Origin of the sequence: Actinoplanes campanulatus (genome assembly GCF_014647795.1) — a bacterium.
Classification (GTDB): Bacteria; Actinomycetota; Actinomycetes; order Mycobacteriales; family Micromonosporaceae; genus Actinoplanes; species Actinoplanes campanulatus.
This window is the reverse complement of the sequence record NZ_BMPW01000007.1, coordinates 138,981-158,514: the sequence shown is the minus strand read 5'-3', so window position 1 is coordinate 158,514 and position 19,534 is coordinate 138,981. Positions and strand designations below refer to the sequence as shown.

General features: G+C 73.2%; 17 protein-coding genes. 13 read left to right on the top strand and 4 right to left on the bottom strand.

The genetic code is table 11. The features are described 5' to 3' along the window. Window positions 1-6: 6 nt before the first annotated feature. Both IEZ13_RS15510 and IEZ13_RS15505 read right to left on the bottom strand, forming a co-directional pair. Entirely contained in the window at window positions 7-606 is a 600-nt protein-coding gene (locus IEZ13_RS15510; protein ID WP_183221873.1) for a DUF1788 domain-containing protein, read from the bottom strand. Further along, a complete protein-coding gene (locus IEZ13_RS15505; protein WP_183221874.1) occupies window positions 593-1,222 on the bottom strand; it encodes a DUF1819 family protein in 630 nt (209 codons plus the stop codon). The genes IEZ13_RS15510 and IEZ13_RS15505 overlap by 14 nt, the downstream gene beginning before the upstream one ends. A gap of 79 nt (window positions 1,223-1,301) precedes the next feature. On the opposite strand from IEZ13_RS15505, the gene IEZ13_RS15500 reads away from it, so the two are divergent. Next, entirely contained in the window at window positions 1,302-1,817 is a 516-nt protein-coding gene (locus IEZ13_RS15500; RefSeq protein ID WP_183221875.1) for a vWA domain-containing protein, read from the top strand. Window positions 1,818-2,148: 331 nt separating this feature from the next. On the opposite strand, the gene IEZ13_RS15495 is transcribed toward IEZ13_RS15500, so the two are convergent. After that, window positions 2,149-3,291 carry a hypothetical protein gene (locus IEZ13_RS15495; protein WP_183221876.1) on the bottom strand — a complete coding sequence of 381 codons (1,143 nt, stop codon included), beginning with the start codon at window positions 3,289-3,291 and terminating at the stop codon, window positions 2,149-2,151. An 82-nt stretch (window positions 3,292-3,373) separates the two neighbouring features. Here IEZ13_RS15495 and IEZ13_RS15490 point away from each other — a divergent pair, with 82 nt between their 5' ends. The 7 genes from IEZ13_RS15490 (at window position 3,374) to IEZ13_RS15460 (ending at window position 11,446) form a co-directional block, all read left to right on the top strand. Further along, a complete protein-coding gene (locus IEZ13_RS15490; protein ID WP_183221877.1) occupies window positions 3,374-4,111 on the top strand; it encodes a vWA domain-containing protein in 738 nt (245 codons plus the stop codon). After that, window positions 4,098-5,018: a protein phosphatase 2C domain-containing protein gene (locus IEZ13_RS15485; protein WP_183221878.1), complete on the top strand. Its 921-nt coding sequence runs from the start codon at window positions 4,098-4,100 to the stop codon at window positions 5,016-5,018. The genes IEZ13_RS15490 and IEZ13_RS15485 overlap by 14 nt, the downstream gene beginning before the upstream one ends. Before the next feature lie 73 nt (window positions 5,019-5,091). Beyond that, the gene (locus IEZ13_RS15480; RefSeq protein WP_183221879.1) at window positions 5,092-6,228 is read left to right on the top strand and encodes a protein kinase family protein; all 1,137 of its coding nucleotides are present in this window, start codon (window positions 5,092-5,094) and stop codon (window positions 6,226-6,228) included. Then, window positions 6,218-8,854 (top strand): hypothetical protein, encoded by a 2,637-nt coding sequence (locus tag IEZ13_RS47495; RefSeq protein ID WP_183221880.1) that lies wholly within the window; start codon window positions 6,218-6,220, stop codon window positions 8,852-8,854. Before IEZ13_RS15480 ends, IEZ13_RS47495 begins: the two co-directional genes overlap by 11 nt. Next, complete coding sequence (locus IEZ13_RS15470; RefSeq protein WP_183221881.1) at window positions 8,854-9,246, top strand: hypothetical protein; 393 nt, start codon at window positions 8,854-8,856, stop codon at window positions 9,244-9,246. The genes IEZ13_RS47495 and IEZ13_RS15470 overlap by 1 nt, the downstream gene beginning before the upstream one ends. A 23-nt stretch (window positions 9,247-9,269) precedes the next feature. Further along, a complete protein-coding gene (locus tag IEZ13_RS15465; RefSeq protein ID WP_183221882.1) occupies window positions 9,270-9,752 on the top strand; it encodes a hypothetical protein in 483 nt (160 codons plus the stop codon). Next, complete coding sequence (locus IEZ13_RS15460; RefSeq protein WP_183221883.1) at window positions 9,749-11,446, top strand: Hsp70 family protein; 1,698 nt, start codon at window positions 9,749-9,751, stop codon at window positions 11,444-11,446. Before IEZ13_RS15465 ends, IEZ13_RS15460 begins: the two co-directional genes overlap by 4 nt. On the opposite strand, the gene IEZ13_RS15455 is transcribed toward IEZ13_RS15460, so the two are convergent. Then, window positions 11,431-12,867, bottom strand: a complete 1,437-nt coding sequence (locus tag IEZ13_RS15455) for a vWA domain-containing protein (protein WP_183221884.1) — start codon at window positions 12,865-12,867, stop codon at window positions 11,431-11,433. The genes IEZ13_RS15460 and IEZ13_RS15455 overlap by 16 nt on opposite strands. Before the next feature lie 43 nt (window positions 12,868-12,910). Here IEZ13_RS15455 and IEZ13_RS15450 point away from each other — a divergent pair, with 43 nt between their 5' ends. Genes IEZ13_RS15450 through IEZ13_RS15430 form a run of 5 tightly spaced genes read left to right on the top strand, consistent with a single transcriptional unit; the run spans window position 12,911 to window position 19,500 of the window. After that, window positions 12,911-14,188: a hypothetical protein gene (locus IEZ13_RS15450; RefSeq protein WP_183221885.1), complete on the top strand. Its 1,278-nt coding sequence runs from the start codon at window positions 12,911-12,913 to the stop codon at window positions 14,186-14,188. Continuing rightward, window positions 14,189-15,364 (top strand): hypothetical protein, encoded by a 1,176-nt coding sequence (locus tag IEZ13_RS15445; RefSeq protein WP_203833902.1) that lies wholly within the window; start codon window positions 14,189-14,191, stop codon window positions 15,362-15,364. Window positions 15,365-15,366: 2 nt separating this feature from the next. Then, window positions 15,367-17,760, top strand: coding sequence for a GTPase-associated protein 1-related protein (locus IEZ13_RS15440; protein ID WP_183221886.1), 2,394 nt, complete (start codon window positions 15,367-15,369; stop codon window positions 17,758-17,760). Further along, on the top strand, window positions 17,760-19,319 hold the full coding sequence (locus IEZ13_RS15435; RefSeq protein ID WP_183221887.1) for a TRAFAC clade GTPase domain-containing protein: 1,560 nt from the start codon (window positions 17,760-17,762) through the stop codon (window positions 19,317-19,319). The genes IEZ13_RS15440 and IEZ13_RS15435 overlap by 1 nt, the downstream gene beginning before the upstream one ends. Then, window positions 19,312-19,500 (top strand): hypothetical protein, encoded by a 189-nt coding sequence (locus tag IEZ13_RS15430; RefSeq protein ID WP_183221888.1) that lies wholly within the window; start codon window positions 19,312-19,314, stop codon window positions 19,498-19,500. The genes IEZ13_RS15435 and IEZ13_RS15430 overlap by 8 nt, the downstream gene beginning before the upstream one ends. Window positions 19,501-19,534: the final 34 nt, after the last annotated feature.

Here is a 19,534-nt window from a genome sequence, read left to right as displayed (position 1 = left end):
CCGGATCTAGGCCTCCTGCTCCAGGATGTTCTTGGCGCGGTAGTACTGGTCGTCGGTGAGCCGGCCGAACAACACCAGGGACGAGCCCAGCGTGTCCGACTGCTCGTAGCGGCCCGGGAAGAACACCAGCATCGGCCGCCCGGTCACCACGCTCTGCAGGTTGTTGAGCACGTTGTGCGAGCGGATGTACGGAAAGACCTCACCGATGCCGGTCAGGAACACGATGTCGCAGTCCCGCTCGGCCAGCTTCGCCCGGATCGCCGGAGCCAGATGCCGCTGCGGATCGAGCATCCCCTGCAACAGCTCCCGGAAGTCGTCGCGGTCCTGCTCCGGCTCGATCCCGAGCAGCCGGTCCCACACGCCCCGCGCCTGGAGGATCTCCACCGCCAGGTCGTACAGGTCCACCTCCAGGACCTCGACACCCTGGGTGCCGAGCCGGTTGCGCAGCCGCCGCCTCGCCCGGCCCACCTCCAGGGCGTCCTCCGGCGCGTACGGGTAGATGAAGAACGGCACCTCGTTGCCCAGGCCCTCCATGGCCAGGAACCGCTTGCCGCTGAGCACCGCGAACAGGTGCTCCTCCTGCCGCGGCAGGTCACTCGCCGTCATCACGCCCCCGGCCCGTCACTTCACTGATCGTCGGGAAGAACCGGATCTCACCCGGCGACAGCACCGCCCCCGTCCGCGGCGACAGCACCGCCCCGGCCAGCCCGCCGCTCTCGGTCAGGAAACCGGCCTCGTGCAGCATCCGGAACAGATTCGCCCGCAGCTTGCGCGCCGTCGACGCGGTCAGCCCGGCCAGCTCGTCGTGCCACACCGCCTTGCCGCGCACGAAACTGTCGAAGTCGTCGTGGGTCAGCGCCGGGGCCCGCAGCAGGAACCGCTCCCGCAGCACCTCCTCGGCGAAGTCGCCGATCAACCGGTACCGCCGGCAGGCCGCCAGCCACAGCAGATGCCCCCGCTCGGTGGCGGTCGCACCGGCCAGCGCCTCGATCTCATCGCCGGACAGCGCCGACAACCGCTGCACCACCTCACGGGCCAGCCGCTGACCCGACGTCACGGTCCGCGCCTGCAACAGGTTCTGCGACTCGATCCGCGCGCGCACCCGCGCCCAGTCACGCTCCGCCAGGAACACCGGCGCGACCACCGCCGCCTCCCGGGTCAGCAGGGCGCCACTGGTGAACGACAGCCGGTACCGCGCACCGGCCACGGTGTCCCCCGCCACCGGCCCCTCCTTCCACCGGCGGAAACCCTCGTCGCCAGGCCAGGGTCGACCTTATCTCGCCGGTCCGTCAGGTCTTGACGTGGCTGTCGTATACCTGCTGCTGGACGTGTCCGGATCTACCGTGCGGCACGGCTTTCACCAACGGGCCGCCCAGGCGCTGCCGGCCGTCGTCGACCGGATCGAACGTGTCCGCGGCGACCAGGCCTGGCTCGGCATGGTGACCTACGCCGACCAGGCCGCCCTGCTGATCCCGCTGACCCGGGTCACCGGGCTGCACCACCTGCCGGTACCGCGCCCCGGCGGCTTCAGCTCCCTGGCCGCCGGGCTGCGGATGCTCGCCGGCTGTACCGCCCACGACACCGACCAGCTCGCCGCCGACGGCTTCGCCACACCACGCCCGATCGTCGTGATCATCGCCGACGGGCTGCCCACCGACCGGGACACCGACGTCCTGGCCGCCCGCGCCGCCCTCGACGCCGACGTGCACGCCCTGCTTCCCGGTCACGTGCCGGCCCTCGCCGCCGCCGGCCTCCGCGCCACCCTCCACCGCCACGGCCCCGAACACCTGCCCGACCTAGTCGAAACCCTCCTTTAACCCCCTTTCCGGTACGCCCAAGCGCCCCCGCCTCACGCAGAAGCGGATCGACCACCGCAATCGGTGGCAAGACGTCCAAGATCGCCAAGGTGTGCGAGTGGGCACGGGGTCGCGCGTTCGGCATGCCTCTTCCGCCCGTGATCTTGGACGGTGGGCCACCGGAGGCGGTGGGTTGGCGTTCAAGATTGCGGGTGGGGGCTTTGGGGTGGGGGCTGGACCACTGATCTACGCCCGGCGGGCGCGGCACGGGCGGGACCGGGCAGCCAGGTCGCGGGGCAGGGCGGGACTGTCCTGAAAGGAGTGGACGGGGTCGCGCGTACCAGGAAAGGGGTTAAAGGTTCAGAAGGGTCGCGGGGCCCAGGCGGGGCACTTCGGTGAGGGAGTCGAGGGGCGCCGTCCAGGTGCCGGACGGGCCGGCCACCAGGAGCAGGTCGCGGGTCGCGGCGATCGCGTGCGGCGCGCGGGCGAAGCGGGCCACCCCGGCCGGATGGTCGACGCTGCGCCACTGCCGGGCGCCGTCCAGGTCGTAGGCGAGCAGATGGCCCGTCACCGTGTACGCCAGCAGCCACCGCCCGGCCAGGGTGAGCGTCGCCAGCCGGGCCGGGGGATCGACCGGCGTCCAGTCGCCGATGCCGGCGGTCAGATCCCAGCGGGCACACGCCGTCGTGCCGGCCTCGGTGAGCGCCGCGAGCCACACCGTCCGCGCCGAGCCGGTGGCCGCCGCCAGCGCGGTCAGCCGTTCACCCGATGGGGCGGGCGGCACCGTGAGCGACGACGTGCCGCCCCAATCGCGCAGGGCCGCGTGCTCGATCCGCACCCGGTCCGGCGTCCAGAAGACGTCGACCGTGCTGCCGTCCGGGCAGACCGCGGCCAGCGGATAGCGCACCTGGTCGGCCGTCGCCACGATGCGCGGCTCGTCGTCGATATGGCCGTTAGGGCGCGGCTCGTCGGCGGTGTGGTGGTGAGGGCGCGGGTCGTCGGCGGTGAGGCGGCGGGCGAACACGCCGCCCGGGGCGGTCCACAGGACGTGGCCGCCGGCGAGCGCCACGTCCCGCGACGTCGCGCCGGGCGGGGACGCCACCCGCCGCCATGCCCCGGCGGACCCGGTGAAGACTCCGGAGCCGGTCACCAGGGCGAGCACCGGGCCGTCGCCGAGCGCCACGGCGGCCGGCGGGCCGGGTGACTCCGCGGGCGTGCCCGTGTCGTCGCCGGACCAGGCGGCCAGCAGCTGGGCGGCGATCTCCGGGCGGAACCCGGCGTACCCGGTGAGCCGGTCGCGGGCCTGCTCGGCGTGCCCGCCGGCGAGCAGCTCCGGCACCCCGGCCCGGGCCGCGGCGACCAGCAGGGCGACGGTCCGCTCGTCGCCGGGCAGCAGATCCTCCAGGGCGCGGGCCAGCCGGTCCGGCTCGCCGGCCAGTGACGGGTCGTAGCGCAGAGCGGTCGCGAGGGCCGTGGTCGCGGCCGAGACATCCACCGATGTTCCTCCTGTCCGTCAGTTAACGGCGAGCGGAGATTACCGCCGCTTGATGGTTTTCCGGGGACGAGAGGAAAGTCCGATGACCACATCCGCGACGGACACCCACGGCGACGACCGGCTCCTGGTCCTGCCCTTCTACATCGTCGTGGACGTCTCGCTGTCGATGAGTGTTCCGCAGGGCGGCGACAAGTCGGCGATCCAGGCGGCCAACGAGATCCTGCCGACCGTGATCGACGGCATCGAGGCGTCGCCGACGCTGGGCGACGTGGTTCGCCTGGGCGCCGTCGACTTCTCCGACGACGCCCGGGTCGTGCTGCGGCTCGACGACGTGCGCAACGTCAACCCGATCCCGCAGTTCACGGTGCGTGGCGCCACGTCGTACGCGGCCGCGTTCCGCCTGCTGCGCCAGGAGATCGAGAAGGACTACGCGCAGCTGCGCGGCGACAACTACAAGGCGTACCGGCCGGCGGTCTTCTTCATCACCGACGGCGAGCCGACCGACGACCAGTCCGACATCGTCGCCGCCTACAACGACCTCACCGACCCGTCGTTCAAGCTGCGGCCCAACCTCATCCCGTTCGGCGTGGGCACCGCCACCAAGGACCAGCTCGACCAGTGGGTCTACCCGAAAGAGGGATCCAAGAAGCCGATGCGCAGCTACGTGATGCGCGACGGCGCCGACCCGGCCAAGGCGATCACCAAGGTCGCCGAGATCCTGCTGTCCAGCGTCATCGCCTCCGCCCAGTCGGTCAGCGAACAGGGCAGCGCCGGCGGCTTCGTGCTGGACGACGAGGACCTCGACAGTGACTGGAACTGAGGTCGCCTGGGCACGGCACCCCAACGGGCGGTGGATCGTCGGCGACGCCGGCAACCAGCCGTCCGTGGTGGCCGTGCCCCCGGTCCTGGTCCGCCGCCGCCCGGACGTGACACTCGACGGCGGCCGCGTCGGCATGCTCGACTACCGGGCCGCCAGCCTGCGCGGCATCGGCCATCTGGAGACCGGCAAACCCCGGCAGGACTCGTACGTCGTGACCGTCACCCGCGACGACCACTGGCTGGTCGGCTGCGTCGCCGACGGGGTGTCCGACGGCCGGATGTCGCACCGGGCCGCCGACCTGGCCTGCGAGAAGCTCGCCGCCGAGCTGATCGACGGGCTGGCCGCCGGCCCGGAGGCCGACCTCGGCACCTTGGACTGGGCGGCCGGCGTGGCCGGGGTCAACGCCGCCATCCACCGGGAGTTCCTGCACACCGCCAAGGTCGAGGAGGCGGCCCTCGCCGACGTCCGCGCGCTCATGTCCACCACGGCGGTCGCCTTCGCAGTGGCCACCCAGGCGGACGCCGACGGCACCCACCGGGCCGTGATCGCGTCGCTGGCCGGTGACTCGGCCGCGCTGATCCTCGACGGTGAGGGCTGGCGCCCGGTCACCGCCGTCAAGGGCGACGGCGAGGAGGTGGCCTCCAACGCGGTCCGGCCGTTGCCCCGCGAGGTCGAACCGGAGCCGGTGACGCTGACCCTGCGGCCCGGCGACGTGCTCGCGGTGATCACCGACGGCATCGGCGACCCGATGGGCAGCGGCGGCGGGGTGGTCGGCCGGTTCCTGGCCGAGCAGTGGGCGGAGCCGCCGGACACCATCGAGTTCGCCAACCAGGTCGGCTTCTACCGCAAGACCTTCATGGACGACCGCACCGTGATCGCCGTCTGGGTCGCCCCGGAGCCGACATGAGCGAGCTTGCGAGCGAATCATCGGGCTCAGTTCTGAAGTCATGGCGGCGCCGGAGCGCAGCGGAGGCGACGGCATGACAGAGCCGGACACCGTCGCCAAGGGGGTGCTCGGGCGGCTCGACCACCTGGGCAAGGGCGGCACCGCGGTGATCTACCGGCTGCCCGGCTTCAAACTGCCCGGCCACCCACCGCTGGTCTACAAGGAGTACAAGGACCGGACCAGGACGATCGCCGGCCCCGCGCTCAAGCGGGGCCTGCTCGACCTGGTCCGGCGGCGGCTCGCCATGACCGACCAGCAGCGCGCCGCCTGGGACAGGCTGGTCACCTGGCCGTTGCGGGTCGTCGTCGACGGCGACGAGGCGTGCGGCATCCTCCTGCCGCTCATCCCGGCCGCCTACTTCCAGGACCTGCACACCCGCTCCGGACAGCGGCGGCGGGTGCCCCGCGAGGTAGACATGCTGTTCGGCGACACCAAGGACATGGCCCGCATCGGCCTGCCCGCCACCAGCCCCGAGCAGCGCCGCGCGGTCGCCGTGCAGATCGCCCGGGTGTGCGCCCTCACCCACCACCGCAACGTGGTGCTCGGCGACATCTCCGGCCGCAACATGGTCTACGACGTGAGCGGCCCCCGGCCCCAGGTGATGATCATCGACGCGGACGCGGCGCGGGTCGAGGGCAGCCGCGGCGCCTTCGGCGGACAGCCGCAGACCCCGCACTGGGAGCCGCCCGAGGCACTGCTCGCCGCCTCGCAGCTACGCGCCGCCCGCAAACGCGGCGACCAGAAGTCGATCAACACGCTGCTGCCGCGGACCACCGTGCAGAACCGGGCCACCGACGTCTACAAGCTCGCCCTGATGCTGGTCCGGGTGGTCGACCACGGGCGCGGCAAGGCGGTCAACCGCAGGCCGGACACCGCCCTGCGGATCTTCCGCCGCGCCTGGGGCAAGCCCGCCGCCGAACTGCTGGAACGCGCGATGGGCGCCGCACCGGACGACCGGCCCACCGCCCGCGAGCTGTACGAGTCGATGCGGCCCGGCGGACCGCCCGCGCCGAAACCACAGCCGAAACCACAGTCACAGCAACAGCCGCCGGTCCCGAAGCCACGCCCGCCGGACCCGCCGAAGACCGGCACCGGTCCGATCGAGAACGGCAAACGGGCCGGATCGTTCGTCTTCGTCGAGGGCCGGGGGTGGGTACGCGATGGCAGATGACCCGGGCAGGTGGTGCCGTGCCTGCGGGACGACCGCCGGCGACGGCGCCGGGAACTGCGCCGAATGCGGCGTCGACCTGGCCGCCCCGGCAGCCGGGGACACCCGCATCGGACAGGTGGTGGTGCTCCCCGGACTCTTCCTCACCCGTACCGGGATCGTCGTGGCCGCGACCGGCGACACGCTGTCCGTGCTCGGCAAGGGTGACCAGCCGAACAGCGTCGGCGCCGCCGAGTTCGCCCGGATGCGCCCCGTCGACGTGCCCGGACCGGCGGTCATCGGCGAGGCTGGCCGGCTCTGGGCGGCCTCCCACGCGGCCGGCACCGGCGCCGTCAAGGCGTCCTGGAACGACGCCCGCCTCAAGACGTACGCCGACGACCTGGCCGGCCGCGACCTGGGCCGCCGCCGGGCCGCCGCGGCCGACGCCATCGCTCTGGGCCGGCAGTTCTGGCTGCCGCAGGCCAAGCTCACCGAGACCGAGCTCTGCTGGTACCAGGCCCGCCAGGCGGCACTCCGCGGCGATCTCGGCCAGATGATGGCCTGGCTCGCCAAACTGCCCACCGGCCGGTACGCCGTCCGGATCCCGCTGCTGCTGTCGCACACCGCCGGGCTGCTCGCCGACACCGGCCTCGCCGCGCACGCCGCCGCCCAGCTCACCCCGTTCGAGGACACCCACCCGGACGCCCGCGCCCTGCGCCACCTGCTCGACCCGGACGCCGGTGCCGACCTGATCCACCTCACCGTCGCCTACGCCGCCACCAGCGGAGTCCCGAAGGCGGTGGCCGCCGCCGAGCGGATCCGGGACCGCCGCCGCATCCCGATCGAGCCGCACGCCGGCCCGAACACCCGGGCACTCGACGCCTACTTCGCCGGCCTCAACGGAACCAACCTCGACCAGTACGCCGGACTGCTCACCGAACTGCCCGAGGCGCTGCTCGACGACCTGGTCGACGCCCACGCCCTGACCAAGGTCGACGCCGACGGCACCGCCCGCGGCGCCTACCTGCGATGCCGGCTGCACCCGGGCCGGGTCACCCCGGACGAACTGGCCGCCGCCGGGTTCACCGCCGAACAGGCCCGCCGCCACTACCTGGCCCGCGACACCGACGCCCTCGATGCCCTCGACGGCGCCGACCCCGCCGTCGGCCACTACCGTGCGCTGCTTGCCTTCGTCCGGGACCGCGACCGCGGCCAAGCCGACGACCTGTGGCCGCAGACCCGCGCCCTGGTCGACCTGATCGACGGCGGTGGCGAGGTTCCGGAACAGCTCGCCGCCGACCGGTCCGCCTGGCCCCTGCTGCGCGACGCCGCCCTCCAGGGCCGGATCACCGTCCCCGAGCACGTCAGCGCGGCCCACCCCGACTTCGCCGCCTGGTACGGGCTGTGCCGCCTCACCCGGCTGGTCTACGACGGCGACTGGGAGGGAACCGTCCGGCTGGCCCGCGCGATCGGCCGGGCCACCCGCGGCGGGCCGCTCGCCGACGAGGTCGCGAGCCTCGTGGCGTACGCCAAATGGCAGCTCGGCGACCACGACGGCGCCCTCGCCGCCCTCGACACCGGACCGGCCGCCAGGTTCCGTGCCGGGCTCACCCTGAACGCCTCGGTGATCGCCGCCGAGAAGGGCTCCGCCGCGGCGCAGGAACCGCTGGCCCGGCTGGCCCGCGAGGCCCCCGACCAGCGGCTGCGCAACGGCGCACTGATCAAGGCGCTGGGGTTGTGGATCGCCGACGACGCGGTCACCGAGTACCCGCCGGAGCTGGCCGCCCTCGTGCACGGCCGGCTCGCCGACCGGATCGACGACGACGACTTCTTCCTCGACCTGCTCAAGTTCAGCGCCAACAACGACGCGTCCTGGGTGGCCGCCACCCCCGCGATCCGCGCCACCGGCGGGAACCAGGCCGACATGGTGCGCTACTTCCAGACCCGCTGCCGGATCCTCGAGGAGCACCGGCCGGAGACGTTCTCCGACCTGGCCGAGGTGCTGTCGCAGATCTGGCGGCGCGACCCGCGCCCGGAGTGGCAGGCCCGCGAGCGGGACTGGTTCGCCGACCTGCTGCTCGACCTGGTGCACCGCGACTTCGGCGAGGCGGCCGGCCTGGCCGGGGTGATCGAGATCCTGCTCGACGGCGGCGTCCTGGAGCCACGCGAACGGCTGATCCTGTCCATGCAGGCCGGCGGCCACCTGGCCATGGGCCTCGGCGACGACCAGGACCTGCGTCCGGAGTCGGAGAAACGGTTCCTGTTCGACCCGGCGTACGAGTTCCTGCGCGTGCGCGACGAGTTCCCCGAACCGGTCCGCGAGGCCCTCGCCGAGGAACTGGGCCGCTGCCTGGGCGTCGCCGCGTTCGCCGTCGGCAACGCCATGTCCCGCGCGGTCGACAACCTCGGCGACCAGTACAACGAGATCGTCGAACGGCGCAGCTGGGACCGCAGCAACGACTATTCGCTGTCCCGGATCCAGCTGGAGCTCCTCGACCACATGCAGACGGTCGTCGACCGGATGCGCGCCTACCAGGTACTTCTCGTCCAGTTCCCGCTGGACGGCCCGATGAACGAGATCCCGGACATGCTGCGCGGCCAGGCGGACGCGCTCGCCGGACAGATCGACATGCTCCGGAGGGACTTCTGATGGCCGACCGCAACCCGTACGTCATCCTCGGCATCCCGTTCGGCGCCGGCCGGGAGGAGGCCAACCTCGCCTTCGCCCGCCGGGCCCGCCCGCTGCGCCGCCTCGGCGCCGAGGGCCGCGACCGGATGACCGAGCTGACCTGGGCGCTCAACCAGATCGACGAGGCCATCAAGGAACCGGACACGGTGCTGTGGCTCTACCGGATCCCGCACGACCCGGCGGTGCTCGCCCCGAGCGGACCGGGCGAGTTCGCGCCCAAGCCCCGGCCGATGGCCCGCCGCAGCGGCGACAGCGGCCCCGGCCTCGACGCCGTGCAGCGGGCCGCCGCCCGCGAGCACCTGCGCCACCTCGTCCTCGACCGGGCCGGCCGGACCGCGATCCCGGCACCCTGACCACCGCATCCGAAGGGAAGACCGTGTTCGGCAACAGACAGCAGTTCGAGGCCATCGAGAAGATAGCCAAGCTCATCGACCAGATCGACCGCCGGGTCGAGCGGATCGAGACCGTCACCCTGGTCCGCGAGCCGGGCACGGCCGCGGCCGCCGAGGCGTACGAGGGACTGCGCAAACAGGTCGTCGCCGCGGTACAGAACCGGACCAGCCACCTGGCGCAGCTCGCCCAGATCGACGCCGCCGTGGCACACGGCGCCGCCGCCGAGGACCTCGCCGAGTTGCTCGGGCGCTGCTTCGAACAGGCCGGCCTGGAGAAGGTTGACGACGCCGACGACCCTGAACTCGCCCGCTACTTCAAGTTCGTCGGCGACCGTGACAGCGGCCGTCCCGAGGTGATCGAGGCCGCCTACGTGGACCGGGCGACCGGCCGCGCGGTGCGGCTCGGCGTCGCCAAGTACGTGGGGCACCGGTCTCCACAGGACGAGGGGGAGGAAGAAACAGAATGAGCGACGCTTTCGGGATCGACTTCGGCACCACCAACAGCGTTCTCGCCCGTACCACGGCGAACGGGGTCGAGGCCGTGCCGCTCGACCCCGGCCTGCCGCTGGAGTGGGCGAACCTCGAATTCGACCGGGTGCTGCCATCGGTCATCGGCTTCGACGGCGGCGACCCGGTGTTCGGCTGGGCCGCCAAACGCCAGCGCACCGGCAAGCTGGAGGCGGTCAAGCGGCTGTTCGCCACCGAGGACTCGGTCACCATCGGCGACCAGGACCTCAAGGTCGAGGTGGCGGCCGCCATGTTCTTCCGGCACATCCAGCAGCAGGCCGCCGCGGCCGGCATCATCGCGAAACTCAACCGGGCCGTCGTCACCATCCCGGCGAACAGCCGCGGCCTGGCCCGCTTCCGCACCAAACTGTCCGCCGGGCTGGCCGGCATGGAGGTGCTCGCCCTCATCAACGAGCCCACCGCGGCCGCCATGGCGTACGCCCACGCGATCGGCCAGAACCAGCGGATCCTGGTCTTCGACTGGGGCGGCGGCACCCTCGACGTCACCGTCCTGCAAGCCTTCGACGGCGTCTTCATCGAGCAGGCGTCCAAGGGCGTGCAGCGGCTCGGCGGCCTCGACATCGACGACGCCTTCCGGGCCGCCGTCCTGCCGCAGATCCCCGGCTCGGCCGACTGGGACGACGAGAAGCAGGCACTCTTCCGGCTGGAGCTGGAACGCGCCAAGATCGAACTGTCGCAGCAGGACACCACCCGGATCCCGCTGCCCTCCGGCGGCTACCACCAGGTCAGCCGCGCCCTGCTGGAGGAGTCGGTCGCCGCCCTCGTCCAGCGCACCCGCGAACCCGTCGACATCTGCCTGCGCGACAGCCCCGGCCGCATCGACCACCTGGTCATGGTCGGCGGCAGCTCCAACATGCCGGTGATCCGCCGGTTCGTCTCCGACATCGTCGGCGTCGAACCGTCCACCGGCGTCAACCCGATGCTCGCCGTCGCCCAGGGCGCCGCCATCGCCTCCGGCATCCTCCAGGGCACCGTCACCGACCTCGACTTCCACGTCGGCACCGAACACGCCCTCGGCATCGTGGTGCACAACGACTCGTCACCGCCGGAGGGCTCCTTCTCGGTGCTGATCCGCCGCAACACCAAGTACCCGGCTCGGGCCACCGACTCGTACGTGCCGGCCATGGACTTCCAGGAGCAGGTCAACGTCCAGGTGATCGAGGGCGACCCGGACAAGCCGATCGGGCACGAGGACAACGTGGTCCTCAAGGACTGGGACATCGACCTGCCGGAGCAGCGGCTGCGCACCGACGCCTCGTTCACCGTCACCTACGAGTACGACCTGGACGGCATCCTGCACGTCCTGGTCCGCGACCAGCGCACCGGCAACGTGCTCTCCGAACAGGAGGTCGCGGTCGGCGCCGCCGAGGACCGCACCCAGCTGCCCCTGATGCGCCGCAACGTGGACAACCTGATGACCGTCGGCGCGACACCGAAACCGCGGATCTCCGCCGAGGCACAGGCGGTCATCCGCAAGGCCCGCGACAAGGTGCTGCCGTTCGTCGCCGACGACGACCGCGACACCCTGGCGAAACTGGTCGCCGACCTGGAGTCGGCCACCCCGGAGACCGAGAAGGACCGGACCGAGGCCCTCGAGGCGGAACTGCGCAACCACGCCTACCTGTTGTGGTGATCCCAGCTGAACGACGTGCCGGCCACCGAGACGGTGCCGCCCGGCGGGCAGGCCGCCGAACCGCGACTGCCCGCCGACCCGTCCGGTGAATAGCTGATCATCAACTGCACGTCGGACGAACCCACGCCGGACCGGGCCGCGGTGATCTCACCGCTGCCCGGCAGGCCGGTCGCGTCCGCGCTGAGCACCACCCGGCGCCCGGACAGCGGCAGGACGCGCTGCTCGCCGCCGCCCCGCCGGATCGTCACGGCCCCGGTCAGCGGCGGGCTCAACCGGCCACGCCGCCAGCGGACGAGAACCACCGTGAGCGCGGCCAACAGCACCGCCGTGGTCACCCACCACCACAGGCTGCCACGCTGGGCGGAGAACTCAGCTGTGCCGGGCGCGGCCGCCGGCGCCCCGGCCAGGGTCAGCCCCAGATCCCCGGTCAGCACCGCCGACCAGGGCGAGTCCACCCGGGCGGTGAGCTGGAGATCCCGCTGAGCGGTCACCGTCTTCAACGGGGCCAGCGACCGCGGGCCGGGATCCCAGTCGACGGTCACCGGCACCGTCACGCCTCCGCCCGGCGGCAGCTCGACCGGACCGGGAGCGACCTCGGCACCCGTCACCGCGAGGTCGTTCAGCACCAGTGGCACGTGCGGCATCGGATTCTCCACCCGGACCTCGACGGTGGTCCGGCCCGCGCCGATCGGCTCGGCCGGCCACGTCACCCGCACCGGCTCGGTCACCTCGGCGGCCAGCAGGCTGCGCGCCTTCGCGGCGCGGGCCTCGGCCTTCGGCCGGGCCAGCTGCGCGGTCAGCCGGTCCACCGACGTCGGCGCCAGCACGCTGGCGCCCGGGAACACCTTCCGCAGCAGGGTCGCGCCGGTCGCGCCGGAGAGCGGGATCGCGTACGCCTGAAGCGACACCTTGTTCAACTTCGCGGCCCGGTCGGCGAGCTGGTTCCAGTTGTGCCCCTGGGTCAGCGGGTAGGCGCTGCGCGGCCCCGGATCGTGCCGCCCGTCGGTCAGCAGCACCACCGTGGCCAGCGGCGGAGCGTCCGGCCGGGCCAGCGCCGTCACCCCTGCCTCCAGGGCCGCGCCGATGTCGGTGTACGCCCCCACCGCGTCCCGTGGCAGCCCGGCCGCCAGCTGACCCGGCTCCCGCCCCACCTGCCGGGTGACCGCGTTGGCCCGCTCGTCGAACGGCACCAGCGTCACCCGGTCCTCCGGGGCCAGCGCCGCGAAGAAGCCGGTCAGGCCACGGCGCAACTGCGCGTACCGGGCGCCGCGCATCGACCCGGACACGTCCACCATCACCACGTAGTCGGACGCCACCCGGTCCACACCCAGAGCCGCGTACACGTCGTCGAGCCCGGCCGGTGGCGCCTGCACAGGCGTCGCGGCCAGCAGCATCGCCGCCACAGCCGATCGGATCCACATCACATTCCTCTCTGACGGACAGAGCTGTCCGTCAGATACCGGCGTGACCTTCGATTCCAGGGCCTACCTGCGGGACGTCGTCAACCCGCTGCGCGACCAGGTCGGCGCCCTCCCCGGCGACCTGGCCCGCCACTACGGCGTGGAACCCGGGATGACCAGCACCGAGATCGCCGACCGGCTGCGAAAGGTGCGCGAGTTCTGGGAGCAGCGCCAGGGCGGCTCCGGAGCGGCGGCCCGGGTCTGCGCACGGATGCTGGACCGCGACGAGATCCTGCGGCGCGACCACGGCGACCGGATGCACTCCCCGGACTGGTGGACCACCCTTCCGGAGGAGCCGGAGGAACCGGAGGAGATCGACTTCGAGGAGGACGAGGAGCAGCCGCCGGAACCGCCGCCGGTGAAGGCCACCGCCCACGTCGAACGGCTCAGGGTCACCGTCACCGCCGAGGACCAGGACACCGCCATCGCGCACATCGCCTGGCGCACCCCACCCTCCGGCCGGGTGTCGATCCGCCGCTCCCCGGTCCCGCCCGTCTGGCCGCCCGGCACCCCGGTCCGGGCCGCCGACCTGCGCGGATTCGGGGAACCGCTGGCCGGCGACCGCCTCACCGTCGGGCCGGAGTCGCAGATCGCGGTCCGGGTCCCCGGCGGCCCGCACGTCTACACCCCGTTCACCCTCGACGACCAGGGCGGCGGGGTGGTCGGCGAACCGGTCAGCGCCGGCGTCGCCGACTCGGTGCAGCAACTGCGCGCCCGGCGTACCGGATCCGAGGTGGTCCTGTCCTGGATCTGGCCACCCTCGATCAACCTGGTCGACATCACCTTCACCCCCGCCGACGGGCCGGTCCAGCGGCGGCGGATGACCCGCGGCGAGGTCGCCGAACAGGGCTGCCGGATCCCGGCCGGGACCGGTGGCGGCCGGATCACGGTCTGCGCGGTGACCCGCACCCGCGACGGCGACCTGCTGTCCGCGCCACGGTCGGTGACCGTCGAAGGGGTGGGCGGCACGCTGACGTACCGGCTGCCCAAGGTGGGCGGGCCGCTCAGCCGCGGCCGCCGGATGCTGCGCGTCACCGTCGACCGCACCTGCGAGGGCGTCGAGCTGCGGCTGGTCGTCGTACCCGGCAACGCCCTGCCGGCCCGGCCGGACGCCGGCGAGACGCTGCTGCACTTCACCGGCCTCAGGTTCGAGGCCGACACACCGTGGGAGGTTCCGTTCACCGTGCCGCGGCGGTCCCGCCCCGGCCGGCTTCGCTGCTTCGTGGTGTCACCGCGCGGCATCCGGGTCGTGGACCCGATCGACGAGATGAAGGTTTCCTAGATGAACGTCGCCTGCCCCTACTGCTACGAGCGGATCAACACCCGCCGGCTCTGGTTCCGCTGCACCGGGCGCAAAGCCCCCGGCCGGCCGGCGTGCGTCCCGCAGAAGGACCCGGCCCGCAAGGAACTGACCGGCATCGACGAGCTGGTCCTGCCGTCCTTCCCGGCGCCCGGCCGCGGCCTGCTGCCGGTCAACTCGGCGGTGCACGACGTCTGCAACGCCGTCTCCGGGGTCAAGGTGTGCCCGCACTGCCACAGCCGGATGCCGCCGTCGTTCGGCGAGGGCCGCAGCCCGCTGATCGCCATGGCCGGCGCCCCGCACACCGGCAAGAGCGTCTACCTGCGCATCCTCGCCGACCAACTGCGCCACGGCATGGGCCTGCGCTTCGGCGCCGACGTCAAGCTGATCGGCGACGAGCAGTTCAGCAACACCACCGGCCGCGCCGACTACCTCGACCCGGCCGGCGAGCTGTTCCCCGGCGGGCAGCTCTACGCCAAGACCCAGCAGGCGTCCGAGGGCCGCCGCGACCCGATCGTCTTCGGCTGGCGGCAGCGGCGCATGGGCCGGTACGACACCACGCTGCTGTCCTTCTTCGACACCGCGGGCGAGGACCTGTCGTCCATGTCGACCGTCGACAACCTGCGCTACCTGGGCGCCGCCGACGCGCTCATCCTGCTGCTCGACCCGTTCCTCATCCCGCGCGCCCGCGACCAGATCAACCTGCCCAAGTCGGCGTACACCACCAACCAGTCCACCGTGGACGTGCTCAACCGGGTCACCGACAACCTGCGCGAGAGCCGCCACCTGGGCGGCCGGAAGAACATCCCGATCCCGGTCGCCGTGGTCTTCGCCAAGATCGACGCGTTCTTCGACGTCTGGGGCGAGGACCACCCACTGGTCCGACGGCCGGAACCGGGCCCCTACTACGACGAGACCGCCGGCCGGGCCACCCACGAGTACGTGCGCGGCCAGCTCGCCGACTGGGGCGCCCACGACGTCGACAACCACCTGACCCACAACTACAAGAACTTCCGCTACTTCGCCGTCTCCGCGCTGGGCGCCGAACCCGACTACGACAATGACATCATCGACCCGAACGGCGTACACCCGTTCCGGGTCGACGAGCCGCTGCTGTGGCTGCTCAGCCAGTTCGGCGTGGTGCCGGACAGGGGCTGAGCATGGACCGACGATTCGAGACGCTCGTCTACACCGACTGCCGCCCCGGCGAGGGCCTCGGCGGCGGCGCCGGCCTCCAGTTCCAGGCCCGCTCCAGCGACGCCGCCGTGGCCGCGCAGACCCTGGTCAAGGACCGCCTGCTGTACGAGCCGCCGGCCCGCTGGATGGCCGACCGCCGCCCGGCGGGGGAGTACCCACCCTCCTTCGGGCACCTCAGCGCCTCCGGTTACCTGGCCACCGCGGCCGGCGTCTACCTGGGGCGGGAGGCCAACGGGGTCCGCGAGGGCAACCAGCTCACCCACGCCATCGTCACCACCGGGCCGGAGGCGTACCGCGGCCTGCGCCCGGCCCAGCTGTACGGCGCCGGGTTCTGGACCACCACCCCGGCGCCCGGCTGCCGGTCCGCGCCGGTCACCGTCAGCCCGGAGGACGTGCCGTACACCCCGGCCCGTGCCCGCAAGTTCGTGCTCGCCCGGCCGAACGGCGCCGCCATGCTGTTCGCGCTGGTCTCCGCCCTGGAACGGGCCGGCAGCGACGGCCGGGTGCTGTTCCTCGGCGACGACGTCGGCGACATCGTGGAATGGCTGGTCGCCGGCACCCTGCTGGTACCCCGCCGGCGCGCCCTGGAACTCGGCTTCAAGATCTACTCCAACGACCCGGCCCGGTCACCGGCCCCCGTCGTCGCCGTGCACCCCGACTTCGCCGGGCCCGCCACCCGCGTCGACAACCAGCTCGGCTACCTCGTCTTCGACCTCACCACCCACCGGCACAGCCCGGTCGCCGTCACCGACAGCTCCGACCGCTGGGTGCGGCTGTTCCTCGACGGCGACCCGCGCGACGCCGTCGACGCCCTCGACGTGGCCGGCGAGTCCGGCATCGACGACGGCGCGGCCGCCGCGGCCCTCGGGCTCGCCGCCATCCTGCACGCCGAACCACCCCCCGAACACGCCGAGGCGGTCGTCGGCTGGCTGCGGCGCGGGCCACCGCGACTGCGGGACGCTTACGGCGCCGACCTCACCGACCTCTTCGCCGAGATGCCCGAACGCTGGTCCCGCGAGGTGCTCCGGCTGCTCGACGAGGTCGGCAGCGACGGCCTGCTGCCCGGCAAGGCCGCCGAGGTGCGGATCGCCCTGCTCATCAAGGACATCGAGGAGGCGGTCACCGGCGGCCCGGTCACCTCCGAGCCACCCGCCCCGCTGCCCGCCGGCGAGTGGGGACCGGACCGCGACGACCAGGCGCTCGCCCTGCTCCTGGAGGCGCTGCGGGCCCCCGGCCGGTCCGGGCACGCCATCGAGGCGCTGCTGCGGGTCGCCCACCGCTACCGCGCCGACGTGCACCCGGCCGGGCTCGGCGACGCCTCCGCCGAACTCGCCCGGCACCTGTCCCGCGACCCCCGGCTGCTGCGCCCCGCCGAATGGCCGCACGCCGCCGAGACCGAGGACCTGGTCATCGCCGCGTTGCGGGGCCGGGCCGCACGCGGCGGCGCCGAACCGGCCCTCATCGGCGACGTGTGGGGGGACTGGCTGCTGCGCCGCCGCCCCCGGCTGCCACGCGAGCTGCGCGCCGCGGCGCTGGGCGCCGCGATCCGCGAGGGCGAGGACCGGTCCGGGCTGCTGCGCGACGAGCTCTCCGCGGTTCTCCAAGACCCCGACCGGTACGCGCGGCGCGTCACCGACCTGTTCAGCCAGACCCCCGCCCGCCCCGACGAGATGCAGCTGATCGCCGAGAACGCCCCACCCGGCACACCCCCGATCGACCGGGTGTTCCGCCCCGTCACCGAGCCGGTCGCCGGCCAGGGCCCGGTCACCACCCGCCAGCTCAGGCTCTGCCACGACCTGCGCCGCCGCGGCCTGATCCAGCCGGACCGGGCCCTCGAGGTCACCCTGGCCGCCGACGAGATCCTCGCCGGCGCCGTCGCCCGGCTGCTCGGCGACCCACCCGACGACCGGGTCACCGGGCTGCTGACCGACATCGCCGACGCCCCGCCCCGCCTGGTCCGCGCCCGTACCCCCCGGATCCTCGCCGCCCTGCTCGACCTGCCCGTCTTCCGGGCCGGCGACAAGGTGTTCGACCGTCATCCGGACCTGCTCGACCCGTACCTCAACGAGCTCGCCGCCACGCTGCGGACCAGCACCCGGGCCGCGCTCGCGGTGATGGCCTTCCAGCTGGAGGGCAACCGGCTGCGCGACGACCGGACCCGCAAGACGGCGCTCGGCAAGGCCCTCGACCACTGGCTGACCTGGGTCCCCGACCGGCACCTGGCACAGGCCGCCCACCAGGTCGCCGACGTGCTCGGCCGCAAATGGGCGGAGGCCTGGGAGGACCGGGTGGACCGGCTCGCCGGCCGCCGCAAGCGGTACCGCATCACCCATCCGTTCGGCGGGGGACGCTCCTGATGCGCGTGATCGGATTCGCCGTCTACTACGCCGGCGCCCTGGCCTGCCTGCTCTTCGTCACCGTGCCGGTCAGCCTGGTGCTGGCCGGGGTGAGCCTGGTGACCGGCGCCGTGGCCGTCATCGTGGCCGCCGGCCTGGTCCTCGCCGGCCCCGGAGCGGGCCTGCTCACCCCGGACGGCGCCCGGACCGGCCTGCCCGGCCGGGTCGCCCGCGAGTTCGTCCGCCGCGACCCGGCCTGGCCGCAGTACTTCGCGGCGCAGGCGATCCTCGACGCGGGCGCCACCACCGGACGGGCCTGGGCCTGGACCGCCGGCGCCTGGCGTGCCGGCATCGCCTGGCTGGCCGACACCAACTGCGGCGGATTCTGGTGGCCGATCGTGGTGCTGCCGGTGCTCACCGTCCTGGCCGCCGGTTCCCTCGGCGTGGCCGTCGTGCTGCCCGCCTGCCTGCTCGTGATCGCCGCGCTGACCCTGGCCGCCTGGATCACCGGGCCTCCGCTGGTCTACCTGCTGCGCGGCGTGGACGCCGGCTGGCGGCGGATGTTGCGGTCCCGGGCGAGCTGCACCGCCTGCTTCGCCACGGCCGCGGTTCCCGCCTACCGCTGCCGGGGCGCGCACGGCCCGGCCCAGCGGTCCTCCGGCGACGACCTGCACCGCGACCTGCGGCCCGGACGGCTCGGCGTGCTGTGGCGGCGCTGCTCGTGCGGACTGCGGCTGCCCACCATGGTGCTGCGGGCCGCGCACAGCCGGCACCTGGAGGCCTGCTGTCCGAGCTGCGGGGAGGCGCTCTTCGCCGGCGCCGGCCGGGTCCGCGACGTCCGGGCCCCGGTCTTCGGCGCGGCGTCGGCCGGCAAGACCCAGTTCATCATGGCGGCCCTGGTCGGGCTGCACCGCGCGGCCGACAAGGCCGGCGTCGCCGTCACCATGCCGGACAACCGCGGCCGGATCGCCTACGAGGTCTACGCCGACCTGATCTCCCGCGCCGCCCCGGCCCCGAAGACCGACACCACCGCGCCGGTCGCCGTCACCGTCCGCCTCGAACAGGGCCTGAACACCACCCTGCTGCACCTGTTCGACGCGGCCGGCGAGACGCTGACCGACCGCGAGCAGAACGCCGGCCTGTCCTACCTGGACACCGCCGAGACGCTCACCTTCGTCCTCGACCCGTTCTCGATCCGGCGGATCCGCGACGAGCACGGCGCCGCGTCGGCCACCGTCTTCACCGACGCCAACGCGGCCCTGCACGACCCGGAGGACGCCTACAACGCCACCGCCCAACGGCTTCAGGAATACGGGGTACGCACCGACCGCAACCGGCTGGCCTTCGTCGTCACCAAGGCCGACCTGCTACGCCGCCTGCCGCTGACCATGCCCGGGGACGACAGCGCCGCGGTTCGTGACTGGCTCCGCTCGTACGGCCTGGAGAACCTGGTGGTGACCGCCGAGCGCGACTTCCGGCAGGTCCGCTTCTTCCTCGTCTCCGGCCGCGACACCGACCCGGACGGCCCCGTATCGGTGCTGCGCTGGGTCCTCATGAAGGGATGGGGAGGCATTGGCTGACCCGCGCACCCGGCCACCGGTCGTACACCGGCTGTCCCGGCTCACGATCCTGCTCGTCATCGTGGCGCTGGCCGTCTGGGTCGGCACCTCGGCCCTCGCCCTGACCGCCGTCGACTGGGCCACCACCGTCGTCTCCGACATCACCGCCACGATCTGGCGCCCCCTCACCGAGACGTCCTGACCGGCAGGTCATGTAAGTGTGGTTGCAGTAACCA

What these genes read in the sequence shown, in the direction of transcription:
- IEZ13_RS15510 (WP_183221873.1), bottom strand. Translation starts at nt 606, where the DNA reads ATGACGGCGAGTGACCTGCCGCGGCAGGAGGAGCACCTGTTCGCGGTG.
- IEZ13_RS15490 (WP_183221877.1), top strand. Translation starts at nt 3,374, where the DNA reads ATGACCACATCCGCGACGGACACCCACGGCGACGACCGGCTCCTGGTC.
- IEZ13_RS15480 (WP_183221879.1), top strand. Translation starts at nt 5,092, where the DNA reads ATGACAGAGCCGGACACCGTCGCCAAGGGGGTGCTCGGGCGGCTCGAC.
- IEZ13_RS47495 (WP_183221880.1), top strand. Translation starts at nt 6,218, where the DNA reads ATGGCAGATGACCCGGGCAGGTGGTGCCGTGCCTGCGGGACGACCGCC.
- IEZ13_RS15470 (WP_183221881.1), top strand. Translation starts at nt 8,854, where the DNA reads ATGGCCGACCGCAACCCGTACGTCATCCTCGGCATCCCGTTCGGCGCC.
- IEZ13_RS15460 (WP_183221883.1), top strand. Translation starts at nt 9,749, where the DNA reads ATGAGCGACGCTTTCGGGATCGACTTCGGCACCACCAACAGCGTTCTC.
- IEZ13_RS15455 (WP_183221884.1), bottom strand. Translation starts at nt 12,867, where the DNA reads ATGTGGATCCGATCGGCTGTGGCGGCGATGCTGCTGGCCGCGACGCCT.
- IEZ13_RS15445 (WP_203833902.1), top strand. Translation starts at nt 14,189, where the DNA reads ATGAACGTCGCCTGCCCCTACTGCTACGAGCGGATCAACACCCGCCGG.
- IEZ13_RS15440 (WP_183221886.1), top strand. Translation starts at nt 15,367, where the DNA reads ATGGACCGACGATTCGAGACGCTCGTCTACACCGACTGCCGCCCCGGC.
- IEZ13_RS15435 (WP_183221887.1), top strand. Translation starts at nt 17,760, where the DNA reads ATGCGCGTGATCGGATTCGCCGTCTACTACGCCGGCGCCCTGGCCTGC.